Source organism: Arthrobacter sp. USHLN218 (assembly GCF_037144715.1).
Taxonomy (GTDB): Bacteria; Actinomycetota; Actinomycetes; order Actinomycetales; family Micrococcaceae; genus Crystallibacter.
On sequence record NZ_JBBCYT010000004.1, the window covers coordinates 470,061 to 483,560 of the forward strand.

Annotated in this window: 10 protein-coding genes; 6 read left to right on the forward strand and 4 right to left on the reverse strand. The window is 70.2% G+C overall.

Annotated features, from left to right (window positions below; all coding sequences use genetic code 11):
* Nucleotides 1–37: 37 nt before the first annotated feature.
* The 4 genes from WFH44_RS12060 to WFH44_RS12075 are packed head-to-tail and all read right to left on the reverse strand — an operon-like array spanning nt 38 to nt 5,139.
* Nucleotides 38–853, reverse strand: coding sequence for a bifunctional allantoicase/(S)-ureidoglycine aminohydrolase (locus WFH44_RS12060; RefSeq protein WP_336714104.1), 816 nt, complete (start codon nt 851–853; stop codon nt 38–40).
* On the reverse strand, nt 850–2,133 hold the full coding sequence (locus WFH44_RS12065; RefSeq protein ID WP_336714105.1) for a DUF6986 family protein: 1,284 nt from the start codon (nt 2,131–2,133) through the stop codon (nt 850–852). Before WFH44_RS12065 ends, WFH44_RS12060 begins: the two co-directional genes overlap by 4 nt.
* On the reverse strand, nt 2,133–3,737 hold the full coding sequence (gene aceB / locus WFH44_RS12070; protein WP_336714106.1) for a malate synthase A: 1,605 nt from the start codon (nt 3,735–3,737) through the stop codon (nt 2,133–2,135). The genes WFH44_RS12065 and aceB overlap by 1 nt, the downstream gene beginning before the upstream one ends.
* A 16-nt stretch (nt 3,738–3,753) precedes the next feature.
* Nucleotides 3,754–5,139 carry an NAD-dependent malic enzyme gene (locus WFH44_RS12075; RefSeq protein ID WP_336714107.1) on the reverse strand — a complete coding sequence of 462 codons (1,386 nt, stop codon included), beginning with the start codon at nt 5,137–5,139 and terminating at the stop codon, nt 3,754–3,756.
* 247 nt (nt 5,140–5,386) lie between these two features.
* Between WFH44_RS12075 and WFH44_RS12080 the strand changes: the two genes are divergently transcribed.
* From WFH44_RS12080 to WFH44_RS12105, 6 genes are all read left to right on the forward strand, one after another.
* Nucleotides 5,387–6,148, forward strand: a complete 762-nt coding sequence (locus WFH44_RS12080) for an IclR family transcriptional regulator (protein ID WP_336714108.1) — start codon at nt 5,387–5,389, stop codon at nt 6,146–6,148.
* Nucleotides 6,149–6,379: 231 nt separating this feature from the next.
* Nucleotides 6,380–6,874 (forward strand): nucleoside deaminase, encoded by a 495-nt coding sequence (locus tag WFH44_RS12085; RefSeq protein WP_336714109.1) that lies wholly within the window; start codon nt 6,380–6,382, stop codon nt 6,872–6,874.
* 10 nt (nt 6,875–6,884) lie between these two features.
* Nucleotides 6,885–8,354 carry an NCS2 family permease gene (locus WFH44_RS12090; RefSeq protein ID WP_336714110.1) on the forward strand — a complete coding sequence of 490 codons (1,470 nt, stop codon included), beginning with the start codon at nt 6,885–6,887 and terminating at the stop codon, nt 8,352–8,354.
* A gap of 58 nt (nt 8,355–8,412) precedes the next feature.
* Nucleotides 8,413–9,654, forward strand: coding sequence for an XdhC family protein (locus WFH44_RS12095; protein WP_336714111.1), 1,242 nt, complete (start codon nt 8,413–8,415; stop codon nt 9,652–9,654).
* 9 nt (nt 9,655–9,663) lie between these two features.
* Complete coding sequence (locus tag WFH44_RS12100) at nt 9,664–10,509, forward strand: FAD binding domain-containing protein (protein WP_336714112.1); 846 nt, start codon at nt 9,664–9,666, stop codon at nt 10,507–10,509.
* Between the two features lies 1 nt (nt 10,510).
* Nucleotides 10,511–13,453 (forward strand): molybdopterin-dependent oxidoreductase, encoded by a 2,943-nt coding sequence (locus WFH44_RS12105; protein WP_336714113.1) that lies wholly within the window; start codon nt 10,511–10,513, stop codon nt 13,451–13,453.
* Nucleotides 13,454–13,500: the final 47 nt, after the last annotated feature.

The following is a 13,500-nucleotide window of genomic DNA, read 5'->3' on the forward strand; positions in this document are numbered from 1 at the left end:
CGGAGGGTTTGCGGGCGGCGTGCGGCCGCGGTGCGGACTAGAGCAGCACCTGGCGGTTGACGTCCTTGTAGAGCAGGTAGCGGAAGTTGGACGGCCCGCCGGCGTAGCAGGCCTGGGGGCAGAAGGCGCGCAGGGACATGTAGTCGCCCTCCTGGACCTCGACCCAGTCACCGTTGAGCCGGTAGACGGCCTTGCCTTCCAGCACGTACAGGCCGTGTTCCATCACGTGGGTTTCGGCGAACGGGATGGAGGCGCCGGGTTCGAAGGTGACGACATTGATGTGCATGTCGTAGGCGAGGTCGTCGGCCGGAAGCATCCGGGTGGTGCGCCATTTGCCGTCGGTGTCGGGCATCGGGGAGGGTTCAAGGTCCTGCTCGTTGCCGAACACGGCCTTGGCGGTATACCCCTCCAGCGGCTGGTAGGCCTTCCGGATCCAGTGGAACTGGGCGGGAGCACCGCCGTCGTTCTTCACCTGCCACTGCGCCCCGGCCGGCGCGTATGCGAAGCCGCCGGGCGCCAGGACGCGGTTCTCGCCTTCGATGGTGACGCTCAGCTCGCCCTGGACCACGAAGACAAAGCCCTCGACGCTTTCCTGGGCCTCGGGCTTGTCCGAGCCTCCGCCCGGGGCCACCTCCATCAGGTACTGGGCGAACGTCGTCGCTCCCCCGGCCACCGGACGGTTCAGGACCCAGACGCGGGTATCGGACCAGTCCGGCAGCACGCTGGTGACGATGTCGCGCAGCACGCCGCGCGGGATGACCGTGTAGGCCTCGGTGACGATGGCGCGGTCCGTCAGCAGGTCCGTCTGCGGGGGCAGGCCAGCGGGATTGGTGTAGTAGTGCCGTGGATTCATCGTTGATCCTCAAGGGTGGGAGTGGAGTTGGGATGGGCGAGGGCCGCCAGCTGCCCGGTGCCGATGTCGGCGAGCCGGACGAACTCGGCTTCCTCGACGGCCCCGCAGGCCAGGCCGCGGTGGATGAACCGGGCCAGGGCGCGGGCGGTGGCGGGTTCGTCCAGGATGGTGCTGTCGATCTTGTGGACGTAGTTCTTCAGCCTGACGGCAGCGGCCTCGAAACCCTCCCGGTAGAAGGCATAGGTGGCCAGGAAGCGGGTGGGCAGCTGTGCCGGGTGCAGGTCCCAGCCCTGGTAGATGCCGCGTTCCAGGTGGCGCCGCACCAGGCGGGCGTGCAGTGCCCAGGCCGCCGCGACGTTGTCCGCGTCGCCGAGCGGCAGGATGTTGGTCGAGCCGTCCGAGAGGTGCACGCCCGTGCCGGCGACGGCGACCTGCATGACTGACTTCGCGTAGTCCGCGGCCGGGTGTTCCATCGACTGGTAGGCCGCGGCGATGCCGAGCGAGGCGCTGTAGTCGTACGTGCCGTAGTGCAGCGACGAGACTCGACCGGCTCCCGCGTGGATCAGCTGCGCCACCGGGACCGTGCCGTCCGCGGCCAGGATCAGCTGGGGCGTTTCCATCTGCACCTCGAAGCGCAGCCGGTCGGCGGGGAGCCCGTGGACGCGCTCGAGCTGCTCGCAGGCCGCCACCATGGCGCCGACCTGTGCGACGGTGCTGACCTTGGGCAGCGTCAGCACCAGCCCCTCGGGCAGGCCCCGTGCCCCGGAGTGCTCGAGGAGCGAGGAGAGGAAGAGGTCCAGCGTGCGCAGGCCGCGGGCCCGGGTGGGCGCTTCGAAGCACTTGAAGCGGATGCCGATGAACGGCGGTGCGGTTCCGGCGGCCACGGCCTCGGCGACCAGCCGGCCGGCCGATTCCGCGGCGGCATCCTCCTCGTCCTCCGGGCGGTTGCCGTAGCCGTCTTCGAAATCCAGCCGCAGGTCCTCGATCGGCTCGCTTTCCAGCTTGCGGCGCGCGAGTTCCGCCAGCTGCTCCGGCTGGCCCAGGCCCAGCGTTGCGGCCAGCTGCTCCAGGCCGCCGTGTTCCTTCACCGCGGCCAGAGCTTCGGCGCCCCAGCGCGCGGCCAGGTCCGCGGTGAACGAATCCGCGGGCACGTAGACCGTGTGGACGGGCTGCCGGCCGGCGCCCTCGCCGGGATAGGCGGTGGCCAGCAGCTCGTCGGTGGCGGCGAGTTCCGCGTCGATCCGGGCGAGGGTGTCCGCCCCAAGTGCGAGCTCACGCATCAGGGCACCAGCTCGTAGGCGGGCACGGTCAGGAATTCGACGAAGTCTCCCTCGCCCAGGGTCAGGTCGGCGATGAGCTTTGCCGCCGGAACGTAGAACCGGTTGAAGCGGTCGTCGTCGCCGACTTCGCCGCGCAGCCGCTGGGTCTCCTCGTCCAGCAGATGCCGCACGAGTTCGGGGGTGACGGTATGGCCGGTGTCCGCGAGCTTGACCTGGTTGTGCAGCTGCTGCCAGACCTGCGTCCGGGAGATCTCCGCGGTCGCGGCGTCTTCCATAAGGTTGTGGATGGCGACCGCGCCGTTGCCGGAGAGCCAGACCGCGGTGTAGGCCACGGCCACGTACAGGTTCAGCCGGAGCCCGGCCTCGGTCACTTCGCCCTGGGCCGAGGAGATGTCGAGCAGCTGTTCGGGCGTCACCTCGACCTCCTCGCGGAGCCGGTCCACCTGGTTCGGCTTGTCCCCGAGCACGGAATCGAAGACTTCGCGGCAGGTGTCCACCAGGTCCGGGTGCGCCACCCAGGACCCGTCGAAGCCGTCGTTTGCCTCGCGTGTCTTGTCCGCGCGGACCTTCTCGAAAGCGGCGGCGGTGACTTCCGGCTCGCGCCGGTTGGGAATGACGGCGGCCATCCCGCCCATCGCGAACGCTCTGCGCCGGTGGCAGGTCTTGACCAGCAGCTCGGTGTAGGCGCGCATGAACGGCGCGGTCATCGCCACGGACGCCCGGTCCGGCATGATGAACGAGTCCCCGGCTTCGCGGAAGTACTTGATGATGCTGAACAGATAGTCCCAGCGGCCGGCATTCAGGCCGGAGGCATGGTCGCGCAGTTCGTAGAGGATCTCCTCCATCTGGAAGGCCGCCGGAATGGTCTCGATCAGCACCGTGGCCCGCACCGAACCCTGCGGCAGCCCGAGCTCATCCTGAGCGAATACGAACACGTCGTTCCAGAGGCGTGCCTCCAGGTAGCTCTCCATCTTCGGCAGGTAGTAGAACGGGCCGTCGCCGCGCTCGAGCAGGTACTTGCCGTTATGGAAGAAGTGCAGGCCGAAGTCCACCAGCGCACCCACGGCGGGAGCTCCGTCGAACAAGATGTGCTTCTCCGGCAGGTGCCAGCCGCGCGGACGCACCACCACCGTGGCCAGCGGCGCGTCCGTGCGCAGCGCGTACTCCTTGCCCTCCGGCGAGGTGTAGGAGAGCTTGCCGCGGGCCGCGGCGGTCAGGTTGACGAGCGAGTCGACCACGTTGTTCCACGACGGCGAGCTGGCGTCCTCCAGGTCAGCCAGCCAGACCTTGGCGCCGGAGTTGAGCGCGTTGATGGCCATCTTCACCGGCGAGGCGGGGCCGGTCATTTCCACCCGGCGGTCGCGCAGCTTCTCCGGCGCCGGGGCCACCTTCCAGTCGCCCTCGCGGATCTCGCGGGTCTCGTCCAGGAAGTGGAGGCCGCCGGTTTCGGCGGCGCGGCGCCGGGCGGCCACCCGGTCGGCCAGCAGCCCGTCCCGGGGAGCGGCAAATTTGCGGTGGAGCTTCTCCACGAAGTCCAGCGCCTCGGGGGTCAGGATGCGGTCGGCGCCGGGGACCGGCGAGCTGTGGGTCACGGTGAGAGTCATGGTGTTCGCCTTCCGTTTAGCGGGTTGCTGCAGCGTTGACGACGGCGGACGCAACGTCCGCTGCCACGTGCGGGTCAAAAACACTGGGGATGATGAAGCTGGGGTTGAGTTCTTCGTCCGAAACGCGCTCGGCGATGGCGGTCGCCGCTGCTACCAGCATCTCATCGGTGATCTCGGATGTCCCGGCATCGAGGAGCCCGCGGAAGAAGCCCGGGAACGCCAGCACGTTGTTGATCTGGTTCGGGAAGTCGCTGCGTCCGGTGGCGACGACCGCGGCATATTTGGCCGCGATGCCGGGCTCCACTTCCGGATCCGGGTTGGCCATGGCGAAGATGATGGAATCCGGCGCCATGGTGCGCACCTGCGCCTCACCCAGGACGTTCGGCCCGCTGACGCCGATGAACACATCGGCCCCGGCCACGGCGTCGTGCAGGCTGCCGGTGAAGTTCTCCGGGTTGGTGTTCTCGGCCAGCCAGGCGCGGTGCGGATCGCTGTACGACTCGCCGCGGTTGATGGCGCCGCTGCGGCCGCAGGCCACAATGTTGAGCGCACCCTGCGCCTGGAGCAGCTGGATGATGGCGTTGCCCGCGGCACCGACGCCGGCGACGACAATCTTCACGTCGTCGATTTTCTTGTTGACGACCTTCAGCGCGTTCTGCAGGGCCGCGAGCGTCACGATCGCGGTGCCGTGCTGGTCATCGTGGAACACCGGGATGTCCAGTTCCTCGCGCAGCCGCCGCTCGATCTCGAAGCAGCGCGGGGCGGCGATGTCCTCCAGGTTCACGCCGCCGTAGACCGGCGCCAGCGCCTTGACGATGCTGATGATCTCCTCGGTGTCCTGCGTATCGAGGCAGACCGGCCAGGCGTCCACGCCGGCGAACTGCTTGAACAGCGCCGCCTTGCCCTCCATCACGGGCAGCGCGGCGGCCGGCCCGATGTTGCCCAGCCCCAGCACCGCGGAGCCGTCGGTCACCACGGCAACGGTGTTCCGCTTGACCGTCAGACGGCGGGCGTCGTCCGGGTTCTCCGCGATCGCCTTGCAGACGCGTGCGACGCCGGGGGTATAGGCGCGGGAGAGATCGTCGCGGTTGCGCAGGGGCACCTTGGGGACGACTTCGAGCTTGCCGCCCAGGTGCATCAGGAAGGTGCGGTCGCTGAGCTTGCGCACGGCTACGCCTTGCAGCGCGTCAAGCGCCGCGCGGACCCGCTCGCCGTGGTCGGCGTCCGTGGTGTCGCAGCTGACGTCGACCACCAGGCGGTCGTGGTGGGATTCCGTGACGTCCAGCGCCGTGACCGAGGCGCCGGCGCCTGCGACGGCGGCGGCCAGTTCGCTGGTCGCGGTGAAGTTCGCGGGGGTTTCCACACGCAAGGTGATCGAATACCCGGGGCTCGGAGTCGCCATTGATTCTCCTCCTGTCGGGGCCCCGCCGCCCTCCTGCGCCGGCCGCACCGGCCGGCGAGGACGAAACGGCCGGGCCATCGTCTTTTCCGTATTATGGATATTATTCTTTGCTGAATGGAAATACAAGGCTTCTACGGCCTCGTATTCCGAACCGCGGAAATTTTCTTCGTTCCAGCGATATTCTGGGAGGGAGAGCAGCGCCGTTCCGGCGCCGCGGGAAACCCGCGCAACCTTCGAGGAGCACATCATGCCCGCAAAGCCCGCCGGCGGCGTCCAGTCCGTGGAGCGCGCCTTCGACCTGCTGGAACTCATCGCCCGGGCCGGCGGCGAAGTCGCCCTGACCGAGCTCGCCGCGGAGACCCCGCTTCCGCTCCCCACCATCCACCGCCTGCTGCGCACCCTGGTCGGCATCGGCTATGTGCGGCAGCTGCCCAATCGCCGCTATGCCCTGGGGCCGCGCCTGATCCGGCTTGGCGAAGTGGCGAACCGCCAGCTCGGGGCCCTGGCCATGCCGCTGCTCAAGGACCTGGTCACCAATCTGGGCGAAACGGCCAACATGGCAGTGCTCGACGGCGACATGGTCACCTACCTCGCGCAGGTCCCGTCGCCCCACGCGATGCGCATGTTCACCGAGGTCGGCCGCCAGGCCAACCTCCACGACAGCGGGGTCGGCAAGGCGATTCTGTCCGTGCTGGATGACGAACGCGTCACCCGCCTGGTCAAGCAGGCGGGCATGCCGACGCCTACCGCCAAGTCCATCTCCACCCTGGACGACCTTTTCGCCGACCTCGCGCGCATCCGCAAGGACGGCTACGCCATCGACGATGAAGAGCAGGAAACCGGAGTGCGCTGCTTCGCGATGGCGGTCCCGGGCGCCCCGACGCCGATGGCGCTGTCCATCTCCGGCCCCGTTTCCCGTGTGGATGACGCCTTCCGCGACCGCGCCGTACCGGAACTGCGGAAGGCCACGGACGCCATTGCCGCCGCCCTGACCCTCGCGGGGGACTGAACCCGGCAGCGGCGCAGATTCCCGCAAGCCGGAAATTCCCTTCCGAAAGGGGTGGCGGGCATCACATTCTGCTGCTAACGTTCTTCTTGCCAATGGCGGGCTCCGCTTCCGGAGCTATCTACCGGGCGCTACTAACCTAATCAGCCATCGTTGAAGCTGAGGTCATGCCGCCCGCGCCTTGAGCGTCCCTGGTCCGTGGCCAGCTTCCCCGATCACAGGAAGTCGCCGACCATGAAACCCTCCCTCGCCAGCACTGAGTGCACGCAATACCTGGCCATGGCAATCGACCTGGCCTCCGCCAATGTCCGCAACTCCGGCGGACCGTTCGGCGCCGTCGTCGTTTCCGCCGACGGCCGGATCTTCGAAGGCGCCAACCGGGTCACCGCCACCAACGACCCCACCGCCCATGCCGAAGTCACCGCGATCCGCACGGCCGCGGCAGCCCTCGGCACGTTCGACCTGTCCGGCGCCGTGCTCTACACCAGCTGCGAGCCTTGCCCCATGTGCCTGGCTTCCTCGCTCTGGGCCCGGATCAGCCGGGTTGTCTACGCGGCAGACCGCCATGACGCCGCGCGCTCCGGCTTCGACGACGCGGTGTTCTACAACTACTTCGACGCCGCGGGAGACCGGCAGCTGATGCCCGTGGTCCGCGACGGCCACCAGGACACCGACTACCTGCAGCCGTTCCAGCTCTGGGACCGGCTGGACGCCAGGATCGACTACTGAGGCGGCAGCCATGGCTATTTCGATCCTTCCCAAGGGCGGCCCGCGCCTGTCCAGCGGCCTGCTGGACCGGTACTTCCAGATCACCGAGCGCGGCTCGAGCGTGGGCCGCGAGTTCCGCGGCGGCCTGGTCACCTTCTTCACGATGGCTTACATCGTCATCCTCAATCCGCTCATCCTCGGTGGTTTCGGCCAGGACTCGGCCCCGGTCGACGTCGCCGGCAACTGGCTACCCGCCGCGCAGGTCGGAGCGGTCACCGGGCTGACCGCCGGCGTGATGACCATCCTCTTCGGGCTGGTCGCCAACCTGCCGTTCGGCCTGGCCGCGGGCCTGGGCATCAACTCCTTCCTCGCGGTTTCGGTGATCCAGGACGTCACGTGGCCCGAGGCGATGGGCCTGGTGGTGATCAACGGCATCCTGATCGTCGTCTTCGGCATGACCGGCGCGCGGACCGCGATCTTCCGGGCCATTCCACAGGACCTGAAGGCCGCCATCACGGTGGGCATCGGCCTGTTCATCACGTTCATCGGCTTCGTGGACTCCGGCTTCGTCCGCCGCACCGAGGGCGGTCCGCCGGTCCAGCTGGGCAACGACGGCTCCATCACGTCGCTGCCCACGGTCGTGTTCGTCGCAGGGCTGCTGGTCATGGGCGCCCTGGTGGCCCGGAAGGTCCAGGGCGGGCTGCTCATCGGCATCGTTGCCACCACGGTGCTGGCCGCAGTGCTGGAGGCGGTCCTGAAGCTCGGTCCCGCGTCCGACGGCAATCCCGGCGGCTGGCACCTGAACACCCCGGTGCTCGAGGGACACATCGTCTCGGTTCCCGACCTCAGCCTGGTCGGCCAGTTCGACCTGTTCGGCTCCTTCGGCCGGATCGGCGCGCTGGCGGCGACCATGCTGGTGTTCACCCTGGTCTTCACCAACTTCTTCGACGCGATGGGCACCATGACCGGGCTGGCCAAGAGCGCCGGAGTCGCGCACGCCGACGGAACCTTTCCGCGCCTGAAGTCCGCCTTCATCATCGAGGGTTTCGGCGCGGTGGCCGGCGGCGTCTCTTCCGGATCCTCCAACACGGTCTACGTCGACTCGGCCGCCGGCATCGGCGAGGGCGCCCGCACGGGCCTGGCCTCGGTGGTCACCGGCGCCCTGTTCCTCGGGGCCATGTTCCTGACGCCGCTGACCTCGGTAGTGCCCATCGAAGTGGCCGCCGCGGCGCTCGTCGTCGTCGGTACCCTCATGGCTGCGCAGATCCGCGAAATCGATTTCAGCCGGTTCTCCATCGGCATGCCGGCCTTCCTGACCATGATCACCATGCCGCTGACCTACTCGATCGCCAACGGGATCGGCGTCGGCTTCATCGTCTGGGTGCTCGTGCATTCCGCGACCGGCAAGGCCCGCAGCATCCACCCGCTGATGTGGCTGGTCGCCGCGGGCTTCCTCGTGTATTTCGCCCGGGGACCGATCAGCACCCTGCTCGGCGGCTAGCACTTCCCGGTGGCGCCCGCAGTACAACGGGCGCCACCGCCCGGAAAGGACAAGCATCATGTTGAATTTTGGATCCGAGCTGCGCCCGTGGCTCGATTCCGGCCGGCAGTTGGCAGTGGCCACGGTGGTTGCCGCCAGCGGCTCGGTGCCGCGCCCGGTGGGCACGTCCATGCTGGTCGCGTCCGACGGCGCGGTGCTCGGCTCGCTGTCCGGCGGCTGCGTCGAGGGAGCGGTGATCGAGTCCGCGCTGGACGCCCTTGCCACGGGGCGTCCCCGCCGCGAGCACTTCGGCTTCAGCCGCGAGGACGCCTTCGCCGCGGGCCTCACCTGCGGCGGCGAGCTGGAGGTGCACATCGCGCCGGCCGGCGGGGACGGCGACGACGGCGGCCTGCCGCCCGCGCTGCTGTCCCGCCTTGCGGCCATCGGACCGCAGGAACCGGTGGCCCTGGTGCGCCGCATCGATGAAGGCGGCTGGGGGACGCTGCTGGTTCCCGACCCGCAGCAGTTCCACGCCGCCGGCTGGCTGCCCGAACTGTGCCGCCTGGCCGGTTCCGGCGCGGCTGCCCGGTCGGCGGCGGCACAGCTTTCGGTCCTGCTGCCCTCCGGCGGCAGCGGCGTGCTGCGCCTTCCCTCGGACGTGGACGGCTGCACCGGTGAACCGCCGACCCTGCTGGTCGAAACCCGGCTGCCCGCGCCGAGGCTGCTGGTGTTCGGCGCCAACGATTTCGGCGCGGCGCTGCTGCCGCAGGCCAGGCTGCTCGGCTACCACGTGACGCTGTGCGACGCCCGGCCCGTGTTCGCCCGCCAGCCGCGCTTCGCCGCAGCGGACGAGGTGGCCATCGACTGGCCGCACCGCTACCTGGCAGCGGAGGCAGCCGCGGGCCGGATCGACAGCCGCACCGTGGTCTGCATCCTCACGCACGATCCCAAGTTCGACCTCCCGCTGCTGCGCACGGCACTGGACCTCGAGCTGGCGTACCTGGGCGCCATGGGCTCGCAGCGCAGCCACCGCCAGCGCGTCCGGGACCTGCTGGCCGAAGGCGTCCGCCCGGAGGACCTCGAGCGGCTGCATGCGCCGATCGGCCTGGACCTGCAGGCGGCCACCCCCGCCGAGGTCGGGGTCTCGATCATCGCCCAGGTCATCGCGTCCCGGAACAGCGCCGCCACCGGCCAGCCGCTGTCCGCGCGGAGCGGACCGATCCACACTCCCGCGGCCGGTGCGGCTGCACACCGCAGCCGGCCACCCGCCGTCGTACTTTCCCGCCCGGCCGGCGAAAACCTGGCCCTCACCCGCGCATAGGAGGCACCCATGGACATGAACACCATCGAAGCCGTGCTGCCGACCGCCGACCCCGCACACTGGCAGCCCGGCGATGCCTGGCTGGGCGGCGGCACCGTCCTGTTCTCGTACGGCAGCACCACGCTGCGCCGGCTCCTCGACCTCGGACCGGCGGGCTGGGAGCCCGTGGCCGTCTACGGCGACGGCCTCGAGCTCGCCGCCACCTGCACCATCGCCACCCTCTACCGGGTGCCGGACTCCCCCGGCCTCGCCGCGCTGTGGCCCGCGCTGGAGCTCGTGCGGCCCTGCTGCGATGCGTTCGTCGCGTCCTTCAAGATCTGGAACATGTCCACGGTGGGCGGGAACATCTGCACCTCGCTGCCGGCCGGACCGATGACCTCGCTCTGCGCCGCGCTGGATGGGGTGGCGGCCATCCTCTCCCCCGACGGCGGCAGCCGGACCCTGCCCGTGGCCGAACTCGTCACCGGGGACGGCACCAACGCGCTGGCGCCCGGAGAGCTGCTGCGCAGTGTCCATCTGCCGGCGCATGCGCTGTCCGCCCGAACCGCGTTCCGCCGCCTGTCGCTGAGCAACCTGGGCCGTTCCGGGGTCCTGCTCATCGGCCGCCAGGATGTGGACGGGGCCTTCGTGCTCACCGTGACCGCGGCGACCAAGCGCCCGGTCCAGCTGCGCTTCGACGCCGCCGGCCTGCCCGGCCCGCGGGAGCTGCAGGAGGCCCTGGACGCGGCCATCGAACCCGGACTGTACCACGACGACATCCACGGCCTGCCCGAGTGGCGCCGCGACATGACCTACCGGCTGGCGGAGGAGATCCGCGCCGAACTGCTGGCTGAGCCGGCGGAAAGGAGCGCCTGACATGGCGATCGAGATCAACGGCGAACTGCATGCCAACGCACCCCGGCCGGGCCAGTGCCTGCGCACCTTCCTGCGCGCGGAGGGCATGCTCGGCGTGAAGAAAGGGTGCGACGGCGGCGACTGCGGCGCCTGCACCGTGCACGTCGACGGCGAGCCCGTGCACAGCTGCATCTACCCCGCGGTGCGCGCCGAGGGCCGTTCCGTGACGACGATCGAGGGCCTGGCCGGCGAGGACGCGCTGCACCCGATGCAGCAGCAGTTCCTCGACGCCCAGGGCTTCCAGTGCGGCTTTTGCTCCGCCGGGATGATCATGACCGCGGCGACGCTCAGCGCGGAGCAGAAGCAGGACCTGCCGCGGAACCTGAAGGGCAACCTCTGCCGCTGCACCGGCTACCGGGCGATCGAGGACGCCGTCCTGGGCCGCGACGGCGGCGGCTGCTCCCATCCGGCCGAGGCCGCCTGCGCACTGGACGCGCCGGAGACGGACCCCGCTCCCAAAGCCGTGCAGCCGGCGCTCGGAGCGAATTCGGGCCCCTCGCGGCCCGCACCCGCAGCCGCCCCGGGCACTGCCCGCCGGGCAGCGGACGCCCCCCGCGCCGTCGGCGCGGACACCCCCGCACCCGCCGGCCCCGCCGTCGTCACCGGCACCGCCCGCTACACCCTGGACGTTCCGGCGGAGCAGCTGCCCGGCCTACTGCACCTCAAGCTGGCCCGCTCGCCGCACGCGCACGCACGGATCCTTGGCATCCGCACCGAGGGCGCTCTGGCCGTGCCGGGCGTCGTCGCCGTCTTCACGCACGAGGACGCCCCTGCGCAGCTGTTCTCCACGGCCCAGCACGAGCTTCACTCGGACGACCCGGACGACACCCGCGTGCTGGACGACGTGGTCCGGTTCAAGGGCCAGCGGGTCGCCGCCGTCGTCGCCGATTCCGTCGCCGCGGCCGAGGCGGGGGTGCGTGCCCTCGAGGTGGATTACGAGCTGCTGCCCGCGGTCTTCGACCCGGCCGCCGCGCTGGCGCCCGGCGCGCCGCTGCTGCATGCGGACAAGCCGGCGGAGTCGCGCATTGCCTCACCGGAGCGCAACACCGTGGCCGAGGTGCACACGGAGATCGGCGATACCGCAGCAGCCCTGGCCGCCGCGGACGCGGTCCACGAGGAAACCTACCGGACCCACCGCGTGCAGCACGTGGCGCTGGAGACGCACGCTGCCATCGCCTGGACCGAACCGGACGGCTCCCTCGCGGTGCGCTCCTCGACCCAGGTGCCGTTCCTGGTCCGCCGCACGCTCGCACGGATCTTCGCCCTGGACGAGGACCGGGTCCGGGTCACCGCCGGGCGGGTCGGCGGCGGATTCGGCGGGAAGCAGGAGGTCCTGGCCGAAGACGTCGTGGCGCTGGCCGCGCTGAAGCTGGGCCGGCCGGTGCAGCTGGAACTGACCCGAAGCGAGCAGTTCACCGCCACCACCACCCGGCATCCGTTCAGCATCGCCGTGCGGGCCGGTGCCCGGAAGGACGGCACGCTCACCGCGCTGGCGGTCGACGTCACCACGGATACCGGGGCCTACGGCAACCACGCGCCGGGCGTGATGTTCCACGGCTGCAGCGAATCCATCGCGGTCTACCGGTGCGCCGCGAAGAAGGTGGACGCCCGCGCCGTCTACACCAACACTGTGCCGGCCGGCGCTTTCCGCGGCTACGGCCTGAGCCAGATGATCTTCGCCGTCGAGTCCGCGATGGACGAACTCGCCCGCATGCTGGGGCTGGATCCGCTGGAGTTCAAACGCCGGAACATGGTTTCCGAGGGTGACGAACTGCTCTCGCTGCACGCGGAACCGGAAGAGGATGTCATCTGCGGCAGCTACGGGCTGGACCAGTGCGTCGAGCTGGTCCGCAGCGCGCTGGACCGCGGCCGCGAGCGCGGAGCCAGCGGGCATGACCTCGGCCCGGAGTGGCTGGTCGGCGAGGGCACCGCGCTGTCCATGATCGCCACGGTCCCTCCGCGCGGCCACTTCGCGCACAGCGTCATCCGGCTGGAGGCGGACGGCTACTTGCTGGACGTCGGCACCGCCGAGTTCGGCAACGGCACCACCACCGTGCACACCCAGCTGGCCGCCGAGGCGCTCGGGGTGGCGCCGTCCGCCGTGCGGATCCGGCAATCTGACACGGCCTTGACCGATCACGACACGGGCGCGTTCGGCTCCACCGGCACCGTCGTGGCCGGCAAGGCGACCCTCGCCGCGGCGCAGGAGCTGACCGCACGGCTGCGCACCCTCGCCGCCGAGCTGACCGGCATGCCGGCCCGGCACTGCGTCCCGGGTCCCGAGGGCGTGGACTGCGGGGACCGGGTTGTCGGCTTCGCGGAGCTGGCCGCGGCCGCCGCCCGGCAGGGCGTACCGCTGCAGGCCGAGGGCCGCTGGGGCGGCACTCCTCGCTCGATCGCCTTCAACGTCCAGGGCTTCCGGGTCGCCGTGCACTCCGGCACCGGGGAACTCGCGATCCTGCAAAGCGTGCAGGCGGCCGACGCCGGCGTCGTCGTCAATCCCCGCCAGTGCCGCGGCCAGATCGAAGGCGGCATCGCGCAGGCCCTCGGCGCCGCGCTCTACGAAGAAGTGAGGATAGACGACGGCGGCGCCGTCACCACGGATATCCTGCGGCAGTACCACATCCCTACCTTCGCGGACGTCCCGCGCAGCGAGGTCTACTTCGCCACGACCTCGGACAGCCTGGGCCCGCTCGGGGCGAAGTCGATGAGCGAAAGCCCGTACAACCCCATCGCTCCCGCGTTGGCCAACGCCTTACGGGACGCTACCGGCCTCCGCGTCACCTCGCTGCCGCTCGCCCGCGACCGCATCTACCTGGCACTCAAAGCCGCCGGCCGCGTCCCGGCAGTCAGCGCGATCGATTCGTTCTCGATGTCCGGATCGATGATAGCCGGCGCCGGATAACCGCTGCCGCCCACCAGGCGAAACAACCTGGGGTGCACTCCGATCGA

Coding starts and splice junctions, on each gene's coding strand:
- WFH44_RS12060 (WP_336714104.1), bottom strand. CDS start 853: ATGAATCCACGGCACTACTACACCAATCCCGCTGGCCTGCCCCCGCAG.
- WFH44_RS12065 (WP_336714105.1), bottom strand. CDS start 2,133: ATGCGTGAGCTCGCACTTGGGGCGGACACCCTCGCCCGGATCGACGCG.
- aceB (WP_336714106.1), bottom strand. CDS start 3,737: ATGACTCTCACCGTGACCCACAGCTCGCCGGTCCCCGGCGCCGACCGC.
- WFH44_RS12075 (WP_336714107.1), bottom strand. CDS start 5,139: ATGGCGACTCCGAGCCCCGGGTATTCGATCACCTTGCGTGTGGAAACC.
- WFH44_RS12080 (WP_336714108.1), top strand. CDS start 5,387: ATGCCCGCAAAGCCCGCCGGCGGCGTCCAGTCCGTGGAGCGCGCCTTC.
- WFH44_RS12085 (WP_336714109.1), top strand. CDS start 6,380: ATGAAACCCTCCCTCGCCAGCACTGAGTGCACGCAATACCTGGCCATG.
- WFH44_RS12090 (WP_336714110.1), top strand. CDS start 6,885: ATGGCTATTTCGATCCTTCCCAAGGGCGGCCCGCGCCTGTCCAGCGGC.
- WFH44_RS12095 (WP_336714111.1), top strand. CDS start 8,413: ATGTTGAATTTTGGATCCGAGCTGCGCCCGTGGCTCGATTCCGGCCGG.
- WFH44_RS12100 (WP_336714112.1), top strand. CDS start 9,664: ATGGACATGAACACCATCGAAGCCGTGCTGCCGACCGCCGACCCCGCA.
- WFH44_RS12105 (WP_336714113.1), top strand. CDS start 10,511: ATGGCGATCGAGATCAACGGCGAACTGCATGCCAACGCACCCCGGCCG.